The organism is Streptomyces sp. NPDC048278, from assembly GCF_040652195.1.
Taxonomy (GTDB): Bacteria; Actinomycetota; Actinomycetes; order Streptomycetales; family Streptomycetaceae; genus Streptomyces.
In genome coordinates this window covers 162,216-187,572 of the sequence record NZ_JBEZLP010000009.1, presented here as the reverse complement: position 1 = coordinate 187,572, position 25,357 = coordinate 162,216, and the positions used below count along the sequence as shown (strand labels likewise).

Sequence of the window (25,357 nt, the reverse complement as noted above, 5' to 3'; positions counted from 1 at the left end):
TGGATCCACGCACGACTGACCGGCATCCACGCCGTGGATCCGGTCCCGGCGCGCTGTCGTCACACGCTCCGTTGCGGCCCTCCGGAAGCGGCTCGCATTCAACCCACGCCCCCGAAAGGGCCTTTTCGTGAACCATCGTTCTCTCCACCGACGCAGCCGGACTCCCCTCGCCGTCCTGGCTGCGGCGAGCGCCGGGGTCGCCCTCTTCGTCACCGCGGTCGATCCGGCGAGCGCATGCACCTCGACGATCGCGCCGACCTTGGCCACCCTGTCCGATCCGTCCGGCGCCGGGAGCGAGCCGGCTGTGGTGGTCGTGCACGGCGCGTGGGCCGACGGCTCGAGCCGGCACGGCGTCATCGACCGTCTGCGGAACCGGGGGTAGGCCGATCAAGGGACCGATCGTGCTGGTCGGCCACTCGTACGCCGAACCAGACCATCCCCACCTGGGCTCTGACCGGGTACCAGGACAAGATCATTCCGGCGGCTGTGCAGGAGGCGACGACAAAGGTCGCACACGCCGAGGTGCAGGAGATCGACTCCTCACACACCTCCCCCTCGTCTCCCATCCCGGCGCCGTGGCCGGCCTCGTCGTCACGGCGGCCCGCGCCAGTTGATCCGCTGTGCCGTGACCGATCCCGGTGGCTCCGGTAGCCACCGGGATCGGTCACACCCACGAGAACGCGGCGCCGAACTGCCGCCTCGGCGGCCCGGGATGGCCGGTCGGCCGGGACGGTGTGCCCGGTGTCCCGCGCCACAGCGGCGGCACGGGACCAAGGACGTGGCGCTCGGTCCGGTGCCGCTGTGGTACCGGCGTCAGGAAGCGATGCCGCGTCTGTCCATGGCGTCCTCGACTATGTGCAGGCCATCCATGCCCGGCAGCTTCGCGATGTGGGAGTCGATGTCGCGGACGAGTTTGCGGCCGTCGGAGCCGGCGAAGAGGTGGGTCATGACGTGCGTGACCTCCGCGTCGGACATGATGCCGGAACCGACCGGGCCCCAGGCCTTTTCGAGCGCCAGCCGGGCGATCACGCGGGCCTTCTTGCTCGCCGCGAGCCGGTCCCGCGCCTGCGAGGCGTAGAACGCGACGTGCTTCGTCTCCTGCTGCGCGATCCGCCGCAGCAGTGGCACCAGCACCGGGTGGGTCTCCAGCGCGGCGAGCCGGTGGTAGGCGGCTGTCGCCGACCACTCGTTCGCCGCGCCCCATGCCATGTGCACGGCGACGAAGTCGGGTCCGACCAGCCGGCCGATCACCGTCTGCTTCACCGTCCCCAGGCGGTCCCTCCAGCCGAGCTTCAGCCGGGTCGCCTTGAGCTCGTCGAAGTCGACGCGGAGGCCGTGGCGCTCCAGTACGGCCGCGAGCGCCTCGCCGTGCCAGAACTCCTCGCGGTTCCACATCGTCATGAACGCGCCCACCGCGGGCTCGTCGTGGGACGGGGTCGTCAGCAGATCTCGCAGGTAGCAGACCGTGTGGTACTCGATGTCGCACATGTAGCGCAGCGTGCGCAGCGTCTCCTCGGGCAGCGGGTTGCGCTCGAACTCGTCGAAGTCGAGGTCGGCCCACTGCACGCCGGTGGAGTTCTTCGTGTACTTGTCTATGTCGAAAGCCATCAGTCGCTCGTCTCGTGCGTGTGGGCCGGATCCGTCGCCCGTGCCGCCATGACGTCGCGGCGCACCCCCGAACCGCCGCTCTTCCAGCGGTGGATGTCCCAGTTCCTCCTGTGCGCCTCGCGTGTCAGTTCGGCGTCCGGGTTGATCGCCGAGGGCCTGCCCAGCAGCGACAGCCAGGGCAGGTCGGCGTGGCTGTCGCCGTAGCCGTAGGAGGCCGCGAGGTCGTAGCCGCCCTCCTCCGCGTACCGCTGGAGCCAGGCGGCCCGCGCCTCGTCGACGAGCGGCGGCTTGGCGAGGTAGCCGGTGAGCACACCGTCCCTGACGTGCATGGAACTTCCGACGACCTCGTCGAACAGGTCGGCGAGCGGAGCGGCGAGCAGGCCGATGGAACCGGTGACCAGGACGGTGCGGTGGCCTGCCGCCCGGTGCTCGCGGATGCGCGCCACGGCGTCCGCGCTCGTGTGCCGCAGCATCGTGTCGGCGTAGCCGCGCCCGACCACGTCCTCCAGGCGGGCGATGGGCATGCCGCGGTAGCGGCGCAGGAAGGCGCGGATGAACTCGCCGCGGTCCCGCCGCTCGGCGCGGAGGTAGCCGGGCAGCGAGGCGAGCAGGTCCGCCGCCTCCTTCGGCCAGGCGGCCTTGCGGAAGCCCGTGGTGCGCACCCAGAGGTACTGCTCGACGATGTTGGAGTCGACGACGGTCCGTTCGAGGTCGAAGACGGCGACGACGTCGCTGCGGCGGGGCAGTTCGCGTTTCGGCCGGGCGCCGGCCCGGCGGCCGGCCGCGGCCTTGCGGCGACGGTGGGCGGCTGTCAGCTCATCGAGAGCGGGCAGGTGGACCTTCTGCAGGTACTCCTCCCAGTCGATCCGCTCCACGTCGAAGCCGCGGTCCTCGCGCACCTCGGCGGGAAGGGCGTCGTTCAGCGCGCGGGTGTTGCGGTCGTCGAAGACGATCTCGGTCTGCGCGTAGGCGCGGTAGAGGTCGATGAAGTTGCCGAGGGTGGCGATGCCGGCGCGCAGCCTGGCGTTCTCGGCCGCGAGGGCACGCCTGCGCTCGTCGTTCGGCAGCAGCCGCAGGGCTGCGTCCCGCAGGTCGGCCTTCTTCCTGGCCAGCATCAGGCCGCGGTGGAACCGGCGCTCGCCCGAGAACTTCCAGGCGGGCACCCTGACGAAGCCGTCGTCCTTGGCCACCGGGTGCCGGGTGTAGTAGTCGCGCACGTTCTCGTACATGCGGTGGAAGGGCAGCGGATTCGACGCGCCCGAGGCGATGTGGAAGTACTTCGGCTCGTCGACGGGGGCCGGGTTGGCCGCCACCGCCAGGATGGCGTTGACGACGAAGTCGACGGGGATGACGTCGAGGATCGAGTCGGGCAGGCCGGGGAAGTCCGGGAGCTGGCCGCGGCCGTAGGCGAAGATCAGCGGATCGGCGACCTTGAATCCGTCGATCCAGCCGGGGAACGGGTGCTGGAGGGCGCTCTCGATGATCGCGGGCCGGACCACCGAGAGCCGGTGTCCGGCCTCACCCCAGAGGTCTTCCGCGGCGCGTTCGGCGAGTGCCTTGGTCAGCGTGTAGACGTCGGTCCAGCCGAGGCTCTGCGCGCGCCGCCGGCCGGCGGCGACGAGCTGGGACCGCACCCACGCGCGCCGTGCGTTCTCGCTGGCGCGGGCCGCCGCGACCGGGCCCTCCTTGCCGTGGTCGCCGCGGGCGCGGGCCATGAACGGTTCGAGCACCGCCGGTTCCCGCGAGGTGAGTTCGGTGCGCTCGTGGGCCTGGGCCGCCAGGGTCCACTCGGTGCGCCAGTCGGCGTCGTGTTCGAGCTTGGCCTCGGGCACCACACCGCGGCGCAGGCCCCCGACGTAGCAGGTCGACACATGGACGACGTGCGGGTCGGATCCGGACGCGAGGAGGGCCTCGTAGAGGCTCACGGCGCCGTTGACGTTGGTGTCGAACGCCTCGTGGATGGGCGGGTCGAAGGAGACGGTCGACGCCGAGTGGATGACGAGGTCGAGGCGGGAGGGCAGCTCGGGGACGCTGGTCATGCTGCCGTCGAGCACCGTGACCCGCTCACGGACGATGCGCTCGGCGTCGTCGGCGCCCACCGCGTCCCGCCAGCGCGCGAACACGGGCTTGCGCAGCAACTGCCGGAGCCGGTGCTGCCCGCTCTGGCTGCCCTTCCCGCGCACCAGGAGCCAGATGTGGGTGGTGGGGTGATCGGCGAGCAGCCGCTCCAGCACGGCCTGCCCGACGAAGCCGGTGGCGCCGGTCAGCAGGACGTGCACGTTGCCGAGTTCGGTCTTCGCGCTGTGCGATGTCACGGAAGGAGCCTCGATTCCACGATGGATGCGACACGGGGACGGATGCCGGGGAGCGCGGCGACCCGCGCGCGGATGCGGTGTGCCTCGGCCCGTCCGCGCCGGTCGCCGAAGACCTGGCGTTCGAAGAAGGTGCGCTCGTGCTCGGACCTGTCGACCGAACCGAGCGGCCAGGCGGTGCGCCGGAGGGCGCGGCGGGTGAGGCGCCGGGCGCGGGCCGACCGCCGCAGTCGCCGCTCCGCCTCCTCGGCGAGGAAGCGGCTGTGGCGGTGCTTGATCTCCACCACGGGATTGATGATCGACGCCATGGCGGGGGACGCACCGGCCAGTCGCCGGTAGGCCGCCTGCGTGATCCATTCGTCCACCAGGCCCGTCGTCATGTGCTCGGCGACGATCTGCGTACCGGTGATGCCGGCGACGAGGGAGCGGGCGACCGGGCCACGGCGCTCACGGCGTTCCGCCGGCGCCCACCGTGCCGGACCGGCGCTCGGCGGGAGATCGCCGGTGGCGGGAGAGACGTCCAGGACGGCGTCGAGGGCGTCGGCGATCCAGAACCTCTCGAACATCCATGTGGTGAGGAAGGCGGTGACCCGGGCGTCCTTGTGTGTCGCCGTGACGAGGAGGTCGCGCACCCGGTGCAGGGTCGCGCGTTCCATGTCGCGCAGGGCGCGGACGAGTCGGAGGGACTCGGCGTCGAGCGGCTCTTCGGCGAGCGGCCGTAGATCGAGCGTCGCGCGGTGGTTGCCGTGTGCCGTACGGGCGAACTCACGCACGTCGAAGCCCGCTGTCTCGGGCGGCGCGGTCGCCGTCTCGCTGTCTGAGTTCATGCACGGACCTTCTCGGGCGGGAGCGGGGGTGACTCTGCGAAGGCCCCGAAGCGTGCGAAGAGCCGTCGGGGCCGTCACCTGAGACCGGTCGACCGGCGCATGTGTGACACATGACCGGCGATCCGGAGCAGACCGGCGGGGCTTCGCCGGGCCGGGCGACCCGGTCGTGTCACACGGCGCATGGGTGTCCGGTCTTACGGAACGACCCGAGAGACGAAAGGTGGGACATGCGCCCCACGCGACAACTACGAGCGGGAACCCGGGTGCCGAGCGGACGGCACATGAGACCGTGCTGAGCCGTACCCGGGTCGCACTGGTCACCGGTGCCTCGTCAGGTATCGGAGCGGCGTTCGCGCGCACTCTGGCGGACCGCGGATGGGACCTCGTCCTGGTGGCGCGGGACAGGGAGCGGCTGGACCGGATGGCGGTCGAGCTCGCATCCCGGGGCCGTGCCGTCGAGGTGCTGCCCGCCGACCTGTCCGACCGTGCCGACGTCGAGCGTGTCGCCGCCCGGCTGACGGACCCCGCACGTCCGGTGGACATGCTCGTGAACAACGCCGGTTTCGGCGTGCACGCACCGCTGACCTCGGCCGACACCGCTCCGCACGACCGGGCGATCGAGGTCATGGGCCGCGCGGTGCTGGTGCTCGCCGGCGCCGCCGGGCGGGCCATGCGCGAGCGCGGTCACGGTGCGATCGTCAATGTCTCCAGTACGGCCGGGTTCGTCACCCTGGGGAGCTATTCGGCCGTCAAGGCCTTCGTGACCTCGCTCACGGAGGGACTGGCGAACGAGCTCCGCGGGACGGGCGTCACCGTGACGGCACTGTGCCCCGGCTGGGTCCGCACGGAGTTCCACACGCGGGCCGGAATACGGTCGTCGGGCATTCCCGGCTTCCTCTGGCTCGACGCCCGGCGGCTCATCGAGACGAGTCTGCGCGACGTGCGCCGCGGACGGGTGATCTCCGTGCCGACCTTCCGGTACCGGCTGCTCATCTGGTTCGCACGCCGTCTTCCACGTCACACCGTGCGGTGGATCTCGCGGCGGATCTCGTCCAGCCGCAACGACAGTCCCACTCACTGAACGAACCAGTGCGGGCGGTCCCGCACGGGAAGGAAGCGCATGGCCGCGGCGATACGCGACCGTTTCACCTCACGCTCCCACGCTGCGGCACGGTTCGTCGCGCAGCGGGGGCTGTTGAAGCCCGTCGTATGGAGCGTGACCAGTGTCACGGTCCTCGGGCGCGAGCACCTGGCGAAGGTCGAGGACGCGTATGTCGTCGTCGCCAATCACACCTCGCACCTCGACACACCCCTCATCATGGGTGCGCTGCCGCGCCGGCTGGCGCGCTACCTCGCGGTGGGTGCCGCCGCCGACTACTTCTTCGACGTGTGGCAGCGGCGCGGACTCACGGCGCTCTTCTTCAACGCCTTCCCGGTCGACCGCACCGGGGTGAAGGCGCGCGGAGTGAGCGCCAGGGCCCTGCTCGACCGGGGTGTGCCGCTCCTCATCTTTCCCGAGGGCACCCGCTCGCGCGACGGATCCCTCGGGGCGTTCAAGCCGGGGGCGGCGGCACTCGCGTCGTCGGCCGAGGTGCCGGTGGTCCCCGTCGCGGTCATCGGCGCGCACGCGGCGCATCCTCGCGGATCCAACTGGCCCAAACCGGGCCGCCTGCCGGTCGGGGTCGTCTTCGGTGAACCTCTCACCGCCTTTCCCGGGGAGTTGCGGAGCGAGTTCACCGAACGCATCCGCTCGGCGATCGTCGCCCTGGCCGAGGAGAACTCGGACCGCGTCCTCGGCGTGGGTACCACCTCACGCCGCACACCTGAAGGAGACCGTTCGTGACCGAGCCCACCAACCGCACCGACGCGCTGCGCACCGGCGAGGTGAAACACATGAAGTGGTGGGGCTGGGGCGTGGAAGGCGTCGGTTTCCACCACGAGGACAAACCTGGTTTCGCGCCGTTCGTACGCAAGGCCATCGGTCTCGATCTCCGGGCGGGCGAGCGCGCCGAACGGCCCGACTTCGCGCGGCTGAAGGTGCCGGCCTCGACGGCACCGGAGGAGTTCCTCGCGGCGCTGAGCGGCATCGTCGGGGCCGGAAACACCGCCGTCGACGACCTGTCCCGGGTCGTCCACACGTACGGCAAGAGCCTGCGCGACCTGGTCCGCGTCCGGGGCGGCGCGATCGCGCGCACTCCCGATGTGATCGTCTATCCGGCCGACGAGGCCGAGGTGCGACGCGTCGTCGCCGCGGCCGTCGAGGCGGACGCCGTGCTCATCCCCTTCGGCGGCGGCAGCAACATCGCCGGCAGCCTCGAACCGCACCCGGACGAGACCCGGGTGATCGTCTCACTGGACCTCGGCCGCCTGAACCAGGTGCTGGAGATCGACGCCGACTCCGGCCTCGCGCGCATCCAGGCCGGGGCGCTGGGCCCCGATCTGGAAGCTCAACTGAACGGCTCCGGCTGGACGATGGGGCACTTCCCCGACTCGTTCACCCACTCGACGCTGGGCGGGTGGGTCGCCACGCGGTCGTCCGGCATGCAGTCGGACAAGTACGGCGACATCGCGGACATCGTCAAGGGTCTGCGTGTCGTGCGGGCCGGCGGGATCCTCGTGGTCCGTGCGGTTCCGAGCGCGTCGACCGGACCGAGCGTGCGGGAGATGGTGGTGGGCTCGGAGGGGCGGCTCGGCGTCGTCACCGAGGTCACGGTGCAAGTGCACCGGCTCCCCGAGAAGCGTGCCATCCACGCCTACTTCTTCAAGAACCTCGACCACGGCCTCGCCGCCATGCAGGAGATCGCCGAGAGCGACGCCTCGCCCTCGGTCACCCGCATCTCGGACGCGCACGAGACGGCCTTCTCCCTGGCGACGAGCAAGGAGTCGACGGGGGTTCAGAAGACGGCACAGGCCGGTCTCATGGCGTATCTCAGGATGCGAGGCTGGAACCTCGACGAGATGTGTCTCTCCTTCATCGGCTTCGAGGGCGGCGGGGCGCACACAAGGCGGCAGAAGTCGCTCGTCGACCGGATCGTGCGCAGGCACCACGGCTTCGGCGTCGGCAAGGGACCCGGGGTGCTGTACGACCAGAAGAAGTTCGACACACCGTACATCCGCGACTTCCTGCTGGACCGCGGTGTCGCAGGCGACGTGAGCGAGACGGCCGGTCCCTGGGCGAAGCTCCGCGGCATCCACGCCGCGGTCTACGAGGCGGCCGACCGGGCCTACGAGAAGATCGGCCACCAGGGCTGGACGATGTCGCACCTGTCGCACTCGTACCACTCGGGTGCATGTCTCTACTTCACTTTCGCCTTCGTGTTCGGTGCCGACCCGCTGGGCGAGTACGACACCGTCAAGCGCGCGATCCAGCAGGCGTTCGTCGACGCCGGCGGCACGCTCTCGCACCACCACGGGGTGGGCCTGGAGCACGCGCCCTGGCTGGAGGAGGACATCTCGACGCAGGGGGTGGCGATCATGTCGGGCCTCTTCGAAGCCACCGACCCGGGCGGCAACTTCAACCCGCGCAAGATCGTGGTCTGAGCGCGCCGGTCCGTGCGAGCGACGAATCCTGGAGTGTGTCATGGCTGCGGAACACAGCGAACACGCGACGTACTGGCGCGAGCGGGGAGCCTGCCTGCGCGTCGACCCCGAACTGTTCTTCCCTCCCGGTAGCGGCACCCTGACGCACGTGCAGATCGACGACGCCAAGGCCGTCTGCCGCCGCTGCCCGGTCCTGGAGCAGTGTCTCGGCTGGGCCATGGAGTTCGGGCCGGTGGAAGGCGTCTGGGGTGGAACGACGGAGAGCGAACGCCGCCTGATGAGGGGGCGTGCGGTGCAGGGGCCCGGCGGGACGGCCACAAGGGCGGCCTGACAGCGCCGCGTCCGGTCCTGCCGCCATGCGTGTCACATCCATGCCTCCTGTCCGGTCATACGGGTGGAAGCAGTCATGGACCCGGGTCGGTGCCGCCCGGCAGGACTTCCGGGCCGTGCGGAGTGCGCCGGAGAGGCTGATGTCTCGATTCTGCCCGCGATGTTCCGTTCCTGCCCGGTATCGAGACAGGTCCATGACGGCAAGCCAGGAGACATGGAATCCGAAAAGGCCGGGAGCGTCCTTTTCGGACCGGATGAGGAATGGTCGCAGGGCATGGATGATCAGAGTCAGGAAAAAGAAGTGGGCGAAGGAGGCGGTGGGGAGAGGATCGCCCGCTGGGCGAACGGGCGCCTGGGCCCGTACGGTCGGATCCGGGCCAGGATGCGCAGGGCCTTCCCGGACCACTGGTCCTTTCTGCTGGGCGAGATCTGCCTCTACAGCTTCATCGTGATCATCGTGACCGGGATCTATCTGAGCCTGTACTTCCATCCGTCGATGAAAGTGGTGCAGTACAACGGCAGTTACCTGCCGCTGCGCGGGCAGCCGGTGTCGGAGGCGTTCGACTCGACCCTGCACATCTCCTTCGACGTCCGGGGCGGCCTGCTGATCCGGCAGGCCCATCACTGGGCCGCCCTGGTGTTCATCGGGGCCATGCTCGTCCACATGCTGCGGGTGTTCTTCACCGGCGCCTTCCGCAAGCCCCGCGAATTCCAGTGGCTGTTCGGGTTCCTCCTGCTGGTCCTCGGAATGTTCGGAGGCCTGACCGGATACGACCTCCCGGACGACCTTCTCTCCGGAACCGGGCTCGCCGTCGTGAACGGGACGATCCTCTCCATACCCGTCGTCGGAACCTACCTTTCGATGTTTCTCTTCGGAGGCGAGTTCCCGGGCACCGAACTGGTGGCGCGCTTCAACACCATCCATGTCCTGATCATCCCCGCCGTCATGGTGGGACTGCTCCTCGCCCACCTGATCCTGCTGCTCCACCACAAGCACACGCAGTATCCGGGCCCGGGGCGGAGCAACACGAACGTCGTGGGCCCACCGCTGAAGGTGCGGGCCGTGAAATCCGCGGGCCTCTTCTCACTGGTCGCCGGCGCCGTCTTCGCCGCCGCCGCAGTCGCGCAGATCAATCCCGTCTGGCTGTACGGCCCCTACCGCGTCGACCAGGTCTCGGCCGGATCCCAGCCCGACTGGTACATGGGCGTGGCCGACGGACTGCTGCGCGTCATGCCCGGCTGGGAGATCGCCCTCTGGGGCCACACCCTGGCCCTGGACAACCTGATTCCGCTGCTGGTGGGCGTCGGCCTCTTCCTGGCCATGGGCGCCTATCCGTTCATCGAGTCCTGGGTGACGGGGGACGACCGCGAGCAGCATCTCCTGGACAGGCCGCGCAACCGCCCGGTGCGGACGGCACTCGGGGTCGCCTGGATCAGCTTCTATCTGCTGTCACTCGTCGGCGCCGCGAACGACATCATCGCCACCCGGTTCCATGTCTCGGTCGAATCGGTGACATGGGCGGTCCGTATCGGTCTCTTCGTCGTGCCGCCCGCGGCCTATGCCGTGGCGAAGCGGTGGGCCCTCGGTCTGCAGCGCGCGGATCGCGACAAGGTGCTGCACGGCCGCGAGACCGGTGTCATCAAGCGGTTGCCGCACGGCGAGTTCGTCGAGGTGCACGCACCTCTCGGGCAGGGGGAACTCCATCTGCTCACCCAGCACGAGCAGTACACGCCGATCGCGCCGGGACCGGGCACGGGCACCGGCCTTGCCGGGCGCCTGCGTGTCGGTCTCAGCCGCGCTCTCTACGGCGAAGGCTCGCAGATCCCCAAGCCGACCGCACACGAGTACCGCGAGCTCACCGACGAACACCTGCGCTGAGTCGGACCCGGCCAGGATCCACGTCGCACGACACCCGTCCGGCGACATCAGCCAACCAGACGGTCCACGAGAGAGGTTCGAAAGACCGTGCCGAGAACATGTCTCATAGTCGACTTCGGCGGTGTGCTCACGACGTCGTTCGACGATGCGGTGCGTGGCTTCGAAGTGCGTGAAGGCCTTCCCGAAGGAGCGGTGGAGAAGACCTGGTACCGGGATCCGGCGATGGTGGAGCTCACGCACGACCTCGAACGCGGCAGGGCCACCCAGTACGCCTGGAACCGTCGCCTGGGCCGGGCGCTGGGCATCGACGGCACCGACCTGCTGGGCCGGATCTTCGCCGACACCCGCCTCGACGAGTCCATGACGTCGGTGGTGGCCCAGGTCCGCGCCGCAGGGCTGAGGGCCGGTCTGCTGTCCAACAGCATGGGCCTGGCGCCGTGGAACATGTACCGGGGCTTCGACATCCATGCGTCCTTCGACGCGGTGCTCCTCTCCGCGCAGCACGGAATGCGCAAACCGGAGCCGGCCATGTACGAGCTCATCCTCAAGATGCTCGAAGTGCCCGGCGACGCGTGCGTCTTCGTCGACGACAACGCGGAGAACCTGCCGCCCGCCGAGGCCCTGGGCATGGCCACCGTCCTGCACCGCAGCGTCGAGCACTCCAGCACGCGGCTGGAGCAACTGCTGGGCGTCGTCGTCCCTGGAATCCCTCAGAAGGAGAACTGACATGACCACCACTCCCCTTGCACCGCCGTCCGACCTGCTGGACGCCGACTTCTACCGCTACGAGACGCTGCTCCGGGACGACGAACGGAAGATACTTCTCAAGGCCCGGGCGTTCCTGCGCGACGAGGTCAAGCCGATGGTCAACACGTACTGGGACAAGGGCGAGTTCCCCGCGGAGCTGATCGGGAAGTTCCGCGGCAGCGGGCTCACCGCGCTGTCCTACGAGGGGTACGGGGAGCACCTGCCTGCCGCCAGTCATCTGCTCACCGGCATGCTCGCGATGGAGATGAGCCGCGTCGACGCCTCGGTCGCCACCTTCTTCGGCGTCCACAACGGGCTCAGCTTCTACTCCATCCACACCGGCGGCGACCAGGAGCAGCGCGCGAGGTGGCTGCCCGCCATGGCCTCGATGGAGAAGATCGGCGCCTTCGCCCTGACCGAACCGCTGGGCGGCTCCGACGTCTCCGGTGGCATGCGCACCACCGCCGAGCGGCAGGGCGACACCTGGGTCCTCAACGGTGCGAAGAGGTGGATAGGCAACGCGACCTTCGCCGACCACGTCGTGGTGTGGGCCCGGGACGTCGACGACAACCAGGTCAAGGGGTTCGTCGTCGAGAAGGGGACCCCCGGCTTCGTGCCGGTGAAGATCGAGGGCAAGACCGCGCTGCGGATCGTCCAGAACGCCGAGATCACCCTGACCGGTGTACGTGTGCCGGAGGCGAACCGACTTCAGAACATCAGCTCCTTCCGGGACGTCGCGGAGATCCTGCGCTTCACCCGCAGCGGAGTCGCCTGGCAGGCTCTGGGCGTCATGATCGGCGCCTATGAACTCGCGCTCGCCTACGCCAGGGAGCGTCGGCAGTTCGGCCGGCCGATCGCCGGGTTCCAGATGGTGCAGGACCTGCTGGTGAAGAGCCTGGGCGACATCACGGCCTCATGGGGCATGCTGGTGCAGCTCGCGCGGCTGCAGGACGAGGGGATCTTCCGCGATGACCACTCGGCGCTGGCGAAGGGGTTCACCACCTCCCGGATGCGGGAGGTCGTCGCGTCGAGCCGCGAGATCTTCGGCGGCAACGGCATCGTCCTCGACTACGACATCGCACGGTTCTTCGCCGACGCCGAGGCCCTCTACTCCTACGAGGGAACCCGCCAGATGCAGACCCTGATCGTGGGCAAGTCCATCACCGGGCAGAGCGCCTTCGTGTGAGTCGTGAGGCGGCAGTGAACCAGGGCCCTGCAACGCCCCTTGCGGGGCCGGCAGCACGGCGCACTCCGGATGCCTCGCCGGCTGGAGCCGGAGCCGGTGGGGTGCGCGGCGGCGTGAGGAAGCGAGTGGGAATGACCGACGGCAGCCGGGGCCACGGCCCCCGCTCCCGCCACGAGCGGCTGGTGTTCGCCAGGATGCGCACGTCGCAGGAGCGGCTCGCGGACGGGATCACCGCGTTCGCGGGCACGATGGGCTTCGGCTACGTCCATGCCGTCTGGTTCGCGGTGTGGATCGCCCTCAATCTCGGCCTGTTCGGCCCGGCGGCGGTCTTCGACCCCTACCCCTTCGGGCTCCTGACCATGATCGTGAGTCTGGAGGCCATCTTCCTCTCCACGTTCGTGATGGTGAGCCAGAATCGGCAGGCCGCGAGGGAGAACGTCCGGGCCGATCTGGTTTTCGAGACCAATGTGCGCGCAGAGGTCTGGGCCGTGCACATGGGCATGGCACTCGGCCTGGATCCGGAGGACGTCGAGGGGCACGTCCAGGAGATCGTCCGGCAGAGCAGGCGAGCGATGGACCCGGAGTCCGGGGTTCGACCGGTGGCTCCGGAGGCTCTGTGAACGCGTCGCCTCCCGGCGAATCACCCGGCCCCGTCCGTGACATCACCGCGTTCGACGGCCAACCGGGTCAGTTCGACACGGGTGTTGATACCCAGCTTGGTGAAGATGTGCCTCATGTGCGTGTTGACGGTGTGCACGGACACGTAGAGCCGGTCCGCGATGGCCCGGTTGGTGAGTCCGTCCACGACGAGCGGAATCAGCTTCCGCTCCGATTCGGTCAGGCTGCCCCATTCCGGGTGACCGATCGTGTCGGGACCCGGGCCGCCCGTGCCCGCGCGCACCCCGAGTTGCCGTAGCCGCCGCTCGATCCGTTCCTGGTCGCCCAGGGCACCCGACGCCGACGCCAGCTCACCGGCTTCTTCGAGGTACGGGATCGCCTGCGCCGTCTCGGCTGCGGCGGCCAGGAGCTCGCCGAGGTCCTCGCACGCCGCGGCCAGAGCCAGACGCCTGCCGGTGCTCCGGTAGCCGTCGACGGCGGAGGCGAGTGCCCGGGGGTCGCCGTGGAGCAGGCCGTCCACATGGGCTCGGACGGCCCCGATGATCTCCTGGCTGTCGTCCCGGGCGGTCAGCGTGCGCAGCACGCCGGACACGGCCTGCGCGACCGACGGCTCCCCGCCCCGCAGCGCGATACGCACGATCGAGGGCCAGTGGGACGGCGGAAGGACGAGCAGCCGCGTCGGCTCACCGTCCTCGAAACGGCCCGTGAGCGCTGCTGCCGCCGCCGCGTCCCTGCCCTCCGCGTCCGCCAGGCAGGCGCGCGCGAGCGACACCCACAGGGCGTACCGCTGCGCCGTCGTGCCGGAGCCGGCTTCGGCCGCGCGGAGCTGGTCCCTCGCCCCGGCGAGGTCACCGCGCCTGATGTCCACCAGCGCCAGCACCGCGTGGGCCTGCGGATTCGGCTGGGTGATCTCGAGTTCGTCCGCCACCGCCAGACCGGCCTCGGCCTCCACGGCCGCGTCGTCCAGCGCACCCTGTTCGAGCAGGGCGCAGGCACGGCGGGCATGCCAGTGCGGAAGGGACCAGCCGAGGCCGAGCGCCTCCGCTTCGCGCTGGCCCTCCCGCAGCACCCGCTCGGTGTCCGCGAGCCGGTCGGTGCTGGTCAGTACCGTGGCCAGCCACAGCGCCGGAATGCGCGGGGGCCGCAGGTAGGGCGCGGTGGGCTCGGCGGAGGCGCGGGCGGTGGCGGCCTCGGCGAGCTCCAGCGCCCGGGTCAGACGGCCGCGGTAGAAGAACGTCTGCGACTGGAACACCATGACGCTGACGACGACGGCCGGATCGTGGCTCCGGTAGGAGGCCGCGACCAGGCCGGTGTCCGTCTGCTCGGCAGCGGTGATGTTCCCGAGGTACACGTGGCCCGTCGCCTGGGTCTTCAGCAGGAGCACCCGCAGGTCGGACGGCAGCCCGGGGAGGTCCAGGGCCCGCCGCAGGTGGGTCATGGCGGCGGCGTCGTCACCCGTGGCCTGGTGTGTTTCGGCGGCCACCAGGCGCAGGTTGGCCTCCTGCAGCGGATCAAGGCCGTCCGACAGGGTCGCGTCGACCAGATCGAGCGCCTCGTGGACCCGGCGGGTCCGGCCGAGGTACTCGGCGGCGTCGGTCAGCAGACCGACGCGGCGCCGGTCGCGCGGAGGCAGCAGGCCGGCGATCCGCTGGGCCAGGTCCGCGGCGGCGTCGGGGGCCGTGGACGACAGTTCCCGTACGGCGGTGTGCAGCGTGGTCACGGCGTCGTCGTCGACCGGGCCGCCCGCCATGACGACGTGCCAGGCCACTTCCGCCGACCGTGCCCCGGTGGCGCGCAGGCTCTCGGCGGCCTCCCGGTGCAGCGCGGTCCGTACGGCCGGCAGCAGGTCCTCGTGGACGGCCTGGCGCAGGAGGTCATGGCGGAAGGCGAGTCGCGGGCCGTCCGCCGAGAGCAGACCGCTGTTCAGGGCGGCTTCCACGCCGGACAGCAGGCTCCCGACCTGCCTGCCGAGCATGCGGGCGGCCGTGCCGAAGTCGAATTCGCGGCCCAGGACGGAGCCGATCTGCAGGAGGCGTACGGCGTCCTCCGGGAGCTGCTGAAGACGTGCGGCGACACTGTGCCGGAAGGCGACGGGGATGTCGCGGTACAGGCGGTCCGCCGTGCCCGCCTCCGCTTCGGCGGCATCCGAGCCGGAAAAAGAGCGCACCAGTTCGATCGCGAGGAACGGATTGCCGGCGACGCCCCGCAGCATCCGGGCCAGACCGGGCGAGGGTTCCGCCCCGAGCACGTCGGCCGCGATGTGCTCCAGTTCCCGCTGGGGCAGCGGGCCGAGGCTCAGCCATCGGGCGCCCAGGTGTTCGAGGTCCTCCCGCACCCTGGCCACGGTCGGGCGCTCGGCCTCCGACCGTACCGCCAGCACCCACAGGATCCGCGAGGTGGCCAGTCGTCCGGGGAGCGTGCGCAGCGCGAAGAGCGTGGCCGGATCCGACCACTGCGCGTCGTCCACGAGCACGAGCACCGGCGCGCGCTGAGCCCGGTCCTCCAGCGCGTCCGCGATGCTGTCCAGCAGCCGGAGCCGCTGGTCGTCCCGGCCCGCGGCGGCCCGGGAGGAACCGTCGTAGGCCTTCAGGACGGACTGCAGGGCGGCTCCCGCCGCGTACTGGTCGAACTCGTCGGCCCGTACGGAGACCACGTCGAACCCGCACCGCCGCGCGCGCCCGTCCAGCTCCGCGAGAAGCCGGCTCTTGCCGACGCCGGGCGCGCCTTCCACGACGACGCAGGCACCCCGTCCGCCACGCACCGCCACCAGGGCCTCGCGGACGGCCGCCATCTCACGGTCCCGTCCCCTGAGGCGCAGCCCCGTCCCGGCCTGGTTCCCGCGCCCGGGGTCCAGGTGTCCCGTGGGGTCTGTGCTGCGCATGGGTCAAGGATGCCGCAGGCCCCGTACCGCGACGACACCGGAGTGCGCGGCCGTCGCGGAGGCGAGGACGGGGCGCGTCTCGGGCAGGGGCGGTACCCCGCGCTCCCGTGGGTCCGCCGGTGCGCGGGCCAGGTCCTCTTCGGCCCAGACCACTTTGCCGCCCGGCACGGTGCGGAAACCCCATCTGCGGGACAACTGGGCGACCAGGAAGAGGCCGCGGCCGTTCTCGTCATGGGTGCATGCGCTGCGCAGACGCGGGGCGCAGGCGTTCGAGTCGAACACTTCGCAGGTCAGGACCTGGTGCCGGATCAGGCGCAGGGTGATCTGACCGCTGCCGTGGCGGACGGCGTTGGTGACCAGTTCGCTGACGATCAGCCTGGTGGCGTCCGCGACGCCTTCCAGGCCCCATTCGGTCAGCTGACGGGCCGCCATGTGCCGGGCGCTGCGGGCGGCGGTCTGGTCGCCGGGCAGCGTCCAGGAGGCCACCTGGGCGGGGCTGAGCGTACGGGTGCGGACGAGGAGCAGGGTGGCGTCGTCGGAGGGTGCCTGTCCCGGGAAGGTCTCCATCGCACGGCCGCAGAGTTCCTCCAGGGGGCGGCCCGGTTGTGCCAGGGCGCTGCCCAGGCGGTCCATTCCCACGTCGATGTCGTGGTCGCGGGTCTCGACCAGTCCGTCGGTGTACAGGCCGAGGAGGCTTCCTTCGGGCAGTTCCAGCTCCGCGGCCTCGAAGGGGACGCCCAGCCCCGTGCCCAGCGGGGTTCCGGTGGGCAGGTCGGGGAAGGCGACCCGCCCCTGCGGGTCGACGATCGCGGGCGGCGGGTGCCCGGCCCGCGCCATGGCGCACCGGCGGGTGACCGGGTCGTAGACCGCGTACAGACAGGTGGCGCCCACGGCCGGGGAGTACTGCTCCGGGGCGTCGGCATCGTCCTCGGCCAGTCGCTGGACCGTGTCGTCGAGGTGGGTCAGCAGTTCGTCGGGGGACAGCTCCATGTCGGCGAGGGTGCGTACGGCGGTGCGGAGCCGGCCCATGGTCGCGGCGGCGTTGATCCCGTGTCCGACGACGTCGCCGACGACGAGGGCCACGCGCGCGCCGGACAGCGGGATCACGTCGAACCAGTCGCCCCCGACGCCGTGGTCCATGTCGGCGGGCAGGTAGCGGGACGCCGTCTCGACCGCCGCGCCGCCCTTCAGGCGGTGCGGGAGCAGGTTCCGTTGGAGGGCGAGGGCGGCGGTGTGCTCGCGGGCGTACTGGCGCGCGTTGTCCAGCGCCAGCGCGGCGCGGCTGACGAGTTCCTCGGCGAGGAGGACGTCGACCTCCTGGAACGGCCCCGGGTCCGAGGTTCGGATGAACAGCACCATGCCCAGCAGGACGCGCCGCGCACGGATGGGTATGAGCATCAGGGAGTGGATGCCGTTCTCGTGGATCGTCCGTGCCCGCTCCGGGTCCTGGTCGATCCATGTGCCCGGAGCGGTGTCGAGGACCGGCTCCAGGTGGGGCATGCCGGTGCGCAGGACGTCGGTGAAGGGGGAGGCGGGCGGCCACGGAACCACCTCGCCGTGCGCCCACGGGGACTCCGGGACCCCGTGGTGGATCGACGCCAGACCGGCGCGCCGGAAAACCGGGAGGCGCCGGCCCGAGGAGCCGATGTGGACCGGGGGCCCTTCGCCGCACGGGACCGACTGTTCGAGGTCGACCGCGACGTAGTCGGCGAGCAGCGGTACGGCCAGGTCGGCCAGTTCCTGGCTGGTCCGCATCACGTCCAGGCTGCTGCCGAGGCGCGTACTGCCCTCGCTGAGGATGGCCAGGCGATCGCGTGCCTGCCGGCTCCCGGTGAGGTCGACGCTGATGACGCACACCCCCAGCACCTGGCCGTCGGCGTCCTGGAGGCAGAAGATCGAAGCCGCGTGCGTGTGCTCCCGGTGCGGGCTCGACGGCAGCCACGTCCGGTGGTCGTGGACCTGCACGGGCCCGCCCCGCATCACCTCTCGCATCGCCCCCTCGAGGGCTTCGGCCTCGGCACCCGGCCGGACGTCGCTGAAGCGCCGTCCGAGCCGACGGCCGCGGGGAATGCCGTCGTGGCTCTCCATGGTGTCGTTCACCCAGGTGCACCGCAGCTGCGGGTCCCGTACGACGATGCCCATGGGGACGCGGGCGAGCAGTGACTCCCGCACCAGTTCGTTCGTCGCTGCTCCGGAGGCCTCGCCGATGTCGGTCACGGAGACGAGCCACCGGACCGTTTCGCCGTGCCCCCACAGCATCGAGACCCGCAGGCTCACGTCGAGCCGGTGCCCGTCCCTGTGCCGTACCGTCGTCGTGCCCGACCAGCCGCGCCGGGCCCGGCACCGGTCGGCGAACTCGGCCGTCGTCGGCGCTTCTTCGGAGTACGGCAGTACGGCCGCAGCCGACCGGCCCACCACGTCGCCGGCGGAGTACCCGACCAGCCGCTCGGCGGCCCGCGTCCAGCCGACCACCGTCCCCTGCTCGTCGAGCATCGCGATCGCCGACTCCGAGGGCTCGCGGATGTTCGGCTGCCTACGGGGTGTCGCTGTGTCTGTGCTGGTCATCGAATCGTCGTCCTCGGATGGGTGGCGGCGAGGCAGGCACCTGTGGCACGCCGTGCCGGGTGACCGTTCTCGATTCCGGTCTCGGACCTGAGCGCGATGGCGCCCCTGCTTGTCCCTTTTCAGACCATTGACCGGACGCCGCTTTGATCTGTGACAGGGGCCACTGCCGCGACGGAGGTCCCGGACGGCGCCCCCGCGCGGGGCCGGTCGGTGCGGACGTACGGTGCTGGTAGGTGCGCCGTACGGGAGGACGCCCTGATCGACCACGCACGGCGAACCGCCCCCATGACGGACGACAGCGCTCTGCTGTTCATCGGTCCCACCACCACCGGCCAGGACGGACCGCAACGACGAGAAGGCCAACGAGAACGAGAAGGAGGTGGGCTCATGACCGGGACACCGGGCAGGGTGGCGTTGGTGACGGGCGCCAGCAGCGGAATCGGGGCGACCACCGCGCGGCTCCTCGCCGCACGGGGGATGGGCGTGGTGGTCGACTACCTCAGCAGCGCCGGAGCGGCCGAGGAGGTCGTGGCCGGCATCGAGGCCGCCGGCGGCCGGGCCATGGCCGTCCAGGCCGACGTGCGCGACGCGGCGGCGGTCGAGGACATGGTCGAGCGGGTCCGGGCCGCGTGGGGCGGCATCGACGTGCTCGTTCACAACGCGCTCATCCCGTACGCGGTCAAGTCCTTCCACGACATGACGTGGGAGGAGCTGGGCGGCAAGGTCGACGCCGAGATGCACGCGGCGTTCGCGGTCACCAAGGCCGTCCTGCCCCACATGACCGAGCAGGGCTGGGGGCGCATCGTCTACCTCGGTACCGGTCTCAGCCGCCGTCCCCGGGCGGGCATGGTCGCACTGGGGACGGCGAAGGCCGCGCTGGAGGGGTTGGCCCGCTATCTCGCCCAGGAGCTGGGACCGCACGGCATCACGGTCAACGTGGTCGCGCCCGGTGCGGTGGAGGACACCCGGATGGCCGGCGTGATCGACGACGCGGTCAAGCAGCGGCAGGTGGCCGCCACCCCGCTGGGCCGCCTGGCACACCCGGACGACGTCGCCCAGGCGATCGCCTTCTACGCCGGTGAGGACAACTCCTTCATGACCGGCACCACCGCCGCGGTCAACGGCGGAATGGCGATGTACTGACGCACCCGCTGTCCGCCGCGCACGGCGCACCGCTCTCTCGAACCACACGACCGGGAAAGACCGCCATGCACACCATCGATCTCGCCTACGTCGGACGCGGCCTGCACGAGGAACTGGCCGCCTACATCGCCGACCAGGAGGACTACTACGCCGACGAGGGAGTCCACGTCGCACTGCGCGACGGCTGCACCTGGGACGAGGAGCGGCTGCGCCGCTGCGCCACCATCGGGCTCGGCAGGGCCCTGCTGTCACGGCTGACCGACGGGACTCCGTGGGTCGCCCTCAGCGTCAACACGCACCGTCCGCTGTTCTGGTTCCTCGCCCGCCCCGGCCCGACCTCCCTGGCCGATCTGGCCGGCCGACGGCTGGCCGTGCACGCCCCCCGCACCGCACCCGGGTGCTTCGCCCGGATCGTGCTGCGCGGGGCCGGTCTCGATCCCGACCGCGACCTGGACGCCGTCGTCCGGGCGCCCGGCGACTACGGCCTGGACCTGCGCGGGCTGCGCGACGGCAGCATCGACGCCGCCTTCGTGGGCAGCACCATGGCGCCGGAGGCGGTGGCCGCCGAGCACGGCTGGCAGCTCCTGGCCTGGGTCGGCGACCACTTCCGGATCCCCACGGTGGGCGTGGCCGTGGACCCCACCCACATCGCGCCCGACGACCCCGCGGTCCAGGCCGTCGTACGGGCGCACCGCCGTGCCCTCCAGGTGATCCACGACGACCCCGGCACCGCGGTGCGGTACATCCGGACGTTCCTGGGCGGACAGACCGCGGCGGAGGCCCGAGCACACTACGAGACCTTCGTCGCGCCGTACTTCACCGACGACGGCCGGGCCGACCTCGGGGTCGGCGAGAGCGCGATCACGGCGGTCGCCGCCGAACTCGGCGTGCCCGCCTCCGTCACCGCGGCCGAGATGTACCGCACCGCGACGGTCGAGCCCGGTTGAGGAGACCGGGGAATGTGGCTCACCCGTCAACCGACGCAAGGCCGGGGGCAGTTGTGCGGCGGGCTCCGGAGTCCAGGAACGCGGCGACCTCGCCGGGGTCGAACACCCACATCACCCTGCGGACGCCCTCCCTCGAAACAGCCACGGTCAGGAGCGCGGTGGGGAAACCGTCGCGGTAGATCATCACGCCCGTACGGCCGTTGGCCTGGACCGGTCACGGGTCCGTGCCTTGCCAGACGACCGACTCCGCTCTGATCACCGAGCGGGGGCTCGACCAGACCCACCGCGACGGCATCATCCCGCTGCACGACCTGCGCAAGGGGACCGTGCCCGCCGCGCCCGGGATTCTCCGGGCGCTCAAGGAGCGTGGCCACACCGTCGTCACGGTGTCGCAGCTGCTCGCCCCGCCGAGCCCCAGCCCGGGATGGTCTACCGGCCCTGAGGCCCCGCGACGGCGGTCCGACCCCTTGTCGCTCTCCCCCGCGGGAACCTAGACTCCACGAGTGAACTGAAGTTGGTTCAGTTCCGGATCCGCCGCGGGCGGAAGGGAGCGGACGATGGCTGGTTCCCTCTTGGACAGGGTCGCTCTCGTCACCGGCGCGGGCCGGGGCATCGGCCGGGCCGTCGCGGTGGAGCTGGCCCGGCAGGGCGCCGCGGCCGTGGCCGTCGCCGATCTCGACGAGGAGGCCGTGGGCGAGAGCGCCGCGCTGGTGCGGGCCGAGGGGGCGAAGGCCGAGGCGATCGTGTGTGATCTGCGGGTGCGTGACGACATCGAGGCGATGGTGGCGCGGTGTGCCGAGCGCTTCGGCGGCCTCGACGTGCTGGTCAACAACGCCGGGGTGATCGACACCGCGTTCACGGCCGGCCGCGACCACGGTGTCGCCTCGCTCCCCGAGGAGGTCTGGGACACCGTCTACGAGATCAATCTCAAGGCCGTCTGGCTCACGACCAGGTTCGCGGCGCCTCTGCTCCTGCGGTCCGCCCGCGGCCCGGCCATCGTCAACACCGCCTCCGTCTCCGGCCTGGTCGGGTTCCCCGACTGCCCCGCCTACGGCGTCACCAAGGCCGGTGTCATCCATCTGACCAAGGTCACCGCGGTCGACCTGGCCCCGGTGCGCTGCAACTGCCTCTGCCCCGGCGTCATCGACACACAGCTGACGCAGGACCACTTCGCCGCGGCCGGTGACCGTGAGGCGACGGAACGGGCGCTGCTGGCGCCGCAGTTGGTGGACCGGATGGGGCGGCCGGAGGAGGTGGCCCGGCTCGCCTGCTTCCTGGCCTCGGACAGCGCGGCGTTCATCACGGGCGCCGCCCATGTGATCGACGGCGGCGCGCTGGCCTGGCGTGGCGTCAAGGGCTGAAGCGAAGGAGGGACAGGCGTGATGGAGGCGAGACTGGACGGCCGGGTGGCCCTGGTGACAGGCGCGACCGGAGGCATCGGTGACGCCGTCGTACGGCGGCTCGCGGCCGAGGGCGCCACCGTGGTGGTGACGGACGTCGACGCGGAGCGCTGCGAGAAGCTGGCCGAGGAGGCCGGGGGCGGTGCCGTCGGGCTCGCGCTGGACGTGACCGACGAGTCGGCCTGGGAGGCCGTCGTGGACCGGGTGACCGGCCGGTTCGGCTCCCTGTCCGTGCTGGTGAACAACGCCGGGATCGCCGCGATGCGTACCGTCGAGACGGAGACGCAGGAGTCCTGGGACCAGGTCATCGCGGTCGGTCAGACCGGTGTCTGGCTCGGCATGAAGCACGCCGGTGCCGCCATCGAGCGCTCCGGCGGCGGCTCGGTCGTCAACGTCGCGTCGATCTTCGGTACGGTCGGCGGCTTCGGCTCCCAGTTCTCGTACCACGCGGCCAAGGGCGCGGTACGCCTGATGACGAAGAACGCCGCGCTGCACTGGGCGCGGCGCGGCGTCCGGGTCAACTCCCTGCATCCCGGTTTCATCGGGACGCCCCGCTCCCGTGAACTGTGGCGGGACACACCGCGGTTGGCCGCGATGCTCGACGGCACACCCCTCGGCCGGCTCGGTACGCCCGAGGAGGTCGCGGCGGCCGTGGCGTTCCTGGCCTCCGACGACGCGAGCTTCATGACCGGCTCGGAGCTGTACGTCGACGGCGGCTGGACGGCACGCTAGGCGGCGAGCGCCGTGTAGTGGTCGACGCCGTCGGCCGACCGGGTGCGCCGGACGTGACCGCGGGCCGCCAGCACGTCGAGGTGGGCCGCGGTCTCGTTGACCGCGAGCATCTGGTTGAAGACGTTCAGGTCGGCGAAGGCGACCTTGCGCCGCGTCCACCCCAACTCCCCGGCCACGTCGTGGGCGTTGAGTGTGCGGTCGCCGAGGGCCGCCCGGGTCCGGGCGAGCCGGTCGTCGTGATGGGCCAGCAACTCGCCGACCCGGGCGTGCACGCTGTCGCCCACCGGGCCGTGCGCGGGCAGCAGCCGGGCGTCCGAGAGCGTCGTCATCATCCGCAGTGAGTCCAGGTAGTCCCCCAACGGCAGCCGTGCCGGGCCCAGTTCGAAGCCGATGGACGGGGTAATGTGCGGCAGGACGTGGTCCCCGGAGAACAGCAGGCCGCGGGCCCGGTCGAGGTAGACGACGTGCCCCCGGGTGTGGCCCGGGGTCGGGACGACCTGCAACACCGCGTCGCCGAAGCGGAGTTCCTCCGCCTCCAGCCAGCGGTCGGGGGCGTCCCACACGTCCGGGTCGAAGTCGCCGTGGTCCATCGCGGCCACCCGCTCGGCGAGTTCGCCCGCACCGGCCCGCGCCAGCGTCTCCAGCGAGCCGGCCGGCTGCGTCGTACGGAGTGATCCGAGCAGTTCCAGGCCGGGGCGTTCGCCGGAGCCCAGGTAGACCCGGGAGCCGAGCAGTCTGCGCAGGGCGACGGCCTGGGTGTAGTGGTCGCGGTGGATGTGGGTGACCAGGATGTGGCTGATCTCGCCGAGGTCGTGGCCGAGGCCGGCGAGCGCGTCCTCCAGCGCCGTGCGGGACTCGGGGACGGACCAGCCCCCGTCGATCAGGACCAGCCCCTCCGTCAGGCCTTCCAGCGCGTACACGTTGACCGCGCGCAGTCCGTCGTCGGGCAGCGGCAGCGGGATGCGGTGGACGCCGGGCCGTACGGTCTCGGCGCCGGCCTCCGACCACCGGCCGCGGTCGAAGCGAGGGGTGCGGGTCGTGGGGGAGGTCATGCGTCTCCTTGCCGGTGCGGTGGGCGGTGCGTCGGCCCGTGCGACGGGCTGTGGGGGTGCGGGGCCGGCTCCGGGGCGAGCCGGGTGTGCAGTGCGTGGGCGAGCCTGCGGGCTCCGGGGCGGTCGAGCTTGCCGACCGTGGTCTGCGGCAACTCGCCCACGGTGAAGGCGAACTCGGGCCACTTGGCCTTGGACAGGCCGGTGCGGTCGAGGTGTGCGGTGATGTCGTCGAGGCCGATGCCGTCGTGGCCGTCCTCCGGGACCACGAGCACGGCCGCCCGTTCGCCGAGCAGCGGGTCCGGCACCGGCACCACGCAGGCTCGGGCGACGCCCGGGTGGGCGGCGACCGCGCGTTCGATCTCGGTGATGTCGAGGTTCCGGCCGCCCCGGATGATGACGTCCTTCTCCCGGCCCATGACGGTGACCGTCCCGTCCTCGCCGGTGACCAGCAGGTCCCCGGTGGGGAAGAAGCCGTCCGGGGTGAGGGCGGGCGGTTCGACCCTGCCGTCACGGGCGTACCCGACGAACAGGGAAGGGCCGCGGACCTCGGCCCGGCCGGTCGCGCCGGGGCCCAGGACGGTGCCGTCGGCGGCGACCGCGCGCAGCTCGGTGCCGGGGAACGGGCGTCCGTCCCGGCCCAGCCGGATCTCCTCCGGGTCGCCGGGCCGCGGGGAGGTGTGCCCGAGGCATTCGGACATCCCGAAGACGCGCAGGATCCGGGTCCCGAGCGAGCGTTCGGCACGGGCGAGGGCGCCGCGGTCCATGGGACCACCGCCGACGGTGAGGGAGCGGACGCCTTCGAGGACTCGTGATCCGGCTGCCGCCGAGCCCATCTGCAGTGCCATGGTCGGCACGCACATGGTCCACCGGACGTCGTTGGCGGACATCCGCGCCAGTGCCTCCTCGCGGTCCCAGCGTCCGCTCAGGACGAGCGGGCCGCCCAGCATCAGGGCCATGCCCACGCCGAAGCAGTAGGCGGCGGTCGAGGAGAGGGGCACGACGGCGGCCACCGCGTCCCCTTCGCGCAGCCCGTTGATCTCCGCGGTGCGGGCGCACGCGTAGCGCAGGGCGCTCTCGGACTGGACCACTCCCTTGGGCCGTCCGGTGGAGCCGGACGTGAGGCCGATGAGCGCACCGCCGGACCAGCGGGAGACATCGCGCGGGCCGCGGCCGACGAGGGCCTGCCAGCCGTCGAGCGCCTCGGCCGTCCGCGCACCCGGCATTCCCTCCCGCGCCGGCCATCCCTCGGCCGCGGACGGCTCGGCGACGACGGTGTCGGGGCGGATGTCCTCCAGGGCCGCCGCGAACTCGGCACGGGTGGTGTGCCGGTTGACCAGTGCCAGGACGCCTCCGGTCAGCCCCACGGCGAGGGTGGCGGCGACGGTCCGCCAGGAGTTGTCGGCCTGGAGCAGGACGGTCCCGCCGGGCGAGCCGCCGGCCGCGTCGGGCACCATGGCGTCGGCCAGTTCGGCCGCGTGCGCCAGCAGGTCGCGCGCGCCGTGCCGGCCCGTGTCGTCGACGACGGCGGTGAAGTCGGCCTTCTCCGCGCGTTGCTGGAACTCCCGCACTGTCTGTCGCATCCGCTGCTTC

21 protein-coding genes are annotated in these 25,357 nt (G+C 71.4%); 14 read left to right on the top strand and 7 right to left on the bottom strand.

Annotated elements, in window-relative coordinates:
* The first annotated feature begins 127 nt into the window (after nucleotides 1–127).
* Nucleotides 128–382 (top strand): hypothetical protein, encoded by a 255-nt coding sequence (locus AB0D74_RS18510; protein WP_362587322.1) that lies wholly within the window; start codon nucleotides 128–130, stop codon nucleotides 380–382.
* 431 nt (nucleotides 383–813) lie between these two features.
* On the opposite strand, the gene AB0D74_RS18505 is transcribed toward AB0D74_RS18510, so the two are convergent.
* From AB0D74_RS18505 to AB0D74_RS18495, 3 genes are read right to left on the bottom strand one after another with little or no spacing between them, the layout of a single operon-like run.
* Nucleotides 814–1,608, bottom strand: a complete 795-nt coding sequence (locus AB0D74_RS18505) for a ferritin-like domain-containing protein (protein ID WP_362587319.1) — start codon at nucleotides 1,606–1,608, stop codon at nucleotides 814–816.
* Nucleotides 1,608–3,923: an SDR family oxidoreductase gene (locus AB0D74_RS18500; RefSeq protein WP_362587316.1), complete on the bottom strand. Its 2,316-nt coding sequence runs from the start codon at nucleotides 3,921–3,923 to the stop codon at nucleotides 1,608–1,610. The genes AB0D74_RS18505 and AB0D74_RS18500 overlap by 1 nt, the downstream gene beginning before the upstream one ends.
* Nucleotides 3,920–4,747 carry a hypothetical protein gene (locus AB0D74_RS18495; protein ID WP_362587313.1) on the bottom strand — a complete coding sequence of 276 codons (828 nt, stop codon included), beginning with the start codon at nucleotides 4,745–4,747 and terminating at the stop codon, nucleotides 3,920–3,922. The genes AB0D74_RS18500 and AB0D74_RS18495 overlap by 4 nt, the downstream gene beginning before the upstream one ends.
* A 289-nt stretch (nucleotides 4,748–5,036) precedes the next feature.
* Between AB0D74_RS18495 and AB0D74_RS18490 the strand changes: the two genes are divergently transcribed.
* The 8 genes from AB0D74_RS18490 to AB0D74_RS18455 all read left to right on the top strand — a co-directional run bounded on the left by AB0D74_RS18490 (nucleotide 5,037) and on the right by AB0D74_RS18455 (nucleotide 13,049).
* Nucleotides 5,037–5,828, top strand: coding sequence for an SDR family oxidoreductase (locus AB0D74_RS18490; RefSeq protein WP_362587310.1), 792 nt, complete (start codon nucleotides 5,037–5,039; stop codon nucleotides 5,826–5,828).
* A 39-nt stretch (nucleotides 5,829–5,867) separates the two neighbouring features.
* Nucleotides 5,868–6,590, top strand: coding sequence for a lysophospholipid acyltransferase family protein (locus AB0D74_RS18485; RefSeq protein WP_362587307.1), 723 nt, complete (start codon nucleotides 5,868–5,870; stop codon nucleotides 6,588–6,590).
* A complete protein-coding gene (locus AB0D74_RS18480; RefSeq protein ID WP_362587305.1) occupies nucleotides 6,587–8,287 on the top strand; it encodes an FAD-binding oxidoreductase in 1,701 nt (566 codons plus the stop codon). Before AB0D74_RS18485 ends, AB0D74_RS18480 begins: the two co-directional genes overlap by 4 nt.
* A gap of 40 nt (nucleotides 8,288–8,327) precedes the next feature.
* A complete protein-coding gene (locus AB0D74_RS18475) occupies nucleotides 8,328–8,618 on the top strand; it encodes a WhiB family transcriptional regulator (RefSeq protein WP_362587302.1) in 291 nt (96 codons plus the stop codon).
* A gap of 273 nt (nucleotides 8,619–8,891) precedes the next feature.
* Nucleotides 8,892–10,496 carry a cytochrome b N-terminal domain-containing protein gene (locus tag AB0D74_RS18470; RefSeq protein WP_362587299.1) on the top strand — a complete coding sequence of 535 codons (1,605 nt, stop codon included), beginning with the start codon at nucleotides 8,892–8,894 and terminating at the stop codon, nucleotides 10,494–10,496.
* A gap of 87 nt (nucleotides 10,497–10,583) precedes the next feature.
* Nucleotides 10,584–11,222 carry an HAD family phosphatase gene (locus AB0D74_RS18465; protein WP_362587296.1) on the top strand — a complete coding sequence of 213 codons (639 nt, stop codon included), beginning with the start codon at nucleotides 10,584–10,586 and terminating at the stop codon, nucleotides 11,220–11,222.
* 1 nt (nucleotide 11,223) lies between these two features.
* Complete coding sequence (locus AB0D74_RS18460) at nucleotides 11,224–12,429, top strand: acyl-CoA dehydrogenase family protein (protein WP_362587293.1); 1,206 nt, start codon at nucleotides 11,224–11,226, stop codon at nucleotides 12,427–12,429.
* Nucleotides 12,430–12,560: 131 nt separating this feature from the next.
* A complete protein-coding gene (locus AB0D74_RS18455) occupies nucleotides 12,561–13,049 on the top strand; it encodes a DUF1003 domain-containing protein (RefSeq protein WP_362587290.1) in 489 nt (162 codons plus the stop codon).
* 20 nt (nucleotides 13,050–13,069) lie between these two features.
* Here AB0D74_RS18455 and AB0D74_RS18450 read toward each other — a convergent pair whose 3' ends face one another.
* The gene (locus tag AB0D74_RS18450) at nucleotides 13,070–15,928 is read right to left on the bottom strand and encodes an AAA family ATPase (RefSeq protein ID WP_362587287.1); all 2,859 of its coding nucleotides are present in this window, start codon (nucleotides 15,926–15,928) and stop codon (nucleotides 13,070–13,072) included.
* 3 nt (nucleotides 15,929–15,931) lie between these two features.
* Nucleotides 15,932–18,493 carry a SpoIIE family protein phosphatase gene (locus AB0D74_RS18445; RefSeq protein WP_362587284.1) on the bottom strand — a complete coding sequence of 854 codons (2,562 nt, stop codon included), beginning with the start codon at nucleotides 18,491–18,493 and terminating at the stop codon, nucleotides 15,932–15,934.
* Nucleotides 18,494–18,880: 387 nt separating this feature from the next.
* On the opposite strand from AB0D74_RS18445, the gene AB0D74_RS18440 reads away from it, so the two are divergent.
* From AB0D74_RS18440 to AB0D74_RS18420, 5 genes are all read left to right on the top strand, one after another.
* The gene (locus AB0D74_RS18440) at nucleotides 18,881–19,636 is read left to right on the top strand and encodes an SDR family oxidoreductase (RefSeq protein ID WP_362587281.1); all 756 of its coding nucleotides are present in this window, start codon (nucleotides 18,881–18,883) and stop codon (nucleotides 19,634–19,636) included.
* A gap of 65 nt (nucleotides 19,637–19,701) precedes the next feature.
* Nucleotides 19,702–20,583 carry an ABC transporter substrate-binding protein gene (locus AB0D74_RS18435; RefSeq protein ID WP_362587278.1) on the top strand — a complete coding sequence of 294 codons (882 nt, stop codon included), beginning with the start codon at nucleotides 19,702–19,704 and terminating at the stop codon, nucleotides 20,581–20,583.
* Nucleotides 20,584–20,807: 224 nt separating this feature from the next.
* Nucleotides 20,808–21,077, top strand: a complete 270-nt coding sequence (locus tag AB0D74_RS18430) for a hypothetical protein (protein ID WP_362587275.1) — start codon at nucleotides 20,808–20,810, stop codon at nucleotides 21,075–21,077.
* Nucleotides 21,078–21,140: 63 nt separating this feature from the next.
* Nucleotides 21,141–21,944: a glucose 1-dehydrogenase gene (locus tag AB0D74_RS18425; RefSeq protein ID WP_362587272.1), complete on the top strand. Its 804-nt coding sequence runs from the start codon at nucleotides 21,141–21,143 to the stop codon at nucleotides 21,942–21,944.
* A 21-nt stretch (nucleotides 21,945–21,965) separates the two neighbouring features.
* Complete coding sequence (locus AB0D74_RS18420) at nucleotides 21,966–22,715, top strand: glucose 1-dehydrogenase (protein ID WP_362587625.1); 750 nt, start codon at nucleotides 21,966–21,968, stop codon at nucleotides 22,713–22,715.
* Here the strand turns inward: AB0D74_RS18420 and AB0D74_RS18415 are convergent.
* Both AB0D74_RS18415 and AB0D74_RS18410 read right to left on the bottom strand, forming a co-directional pair.
* Nucleotides 22,712–23,767, bottom strand: a complete 1,056-nt coding sequence (locus AB0D74_RS18415; protein WP_362587269.1) for an MBL fold metallo-hydrolase — start codon at nucleotides 23,765–23,767, stop codon at nucleotides 22,712–22,714. The genes AB0D74_RS18420 and AB0D74_RS18415 overlap by 4 nt on opposite strands.
* Nucleotides 23,764–25,347 carry a class I adenylate-forming enzyme family protein gene (locus AB0D74_RS18410; protein WP_362587266.1) on the bottom strand — a complete coding sequence of 528 codons (1,584 nt, stop codon included), beginning with the start codon at nucleotides 25,345–25,347 and terminating at the stop codon, nucleotides 23,764–23,766. The genes AB0D74_RS18415 and AB0D74_RS18410 overlap by 4 nt, the downstream gene beginning before the upstream one ends.
* Between the last annotated feature and the right edge of the window lie 10 nt (nucleotides 25,348–25,357).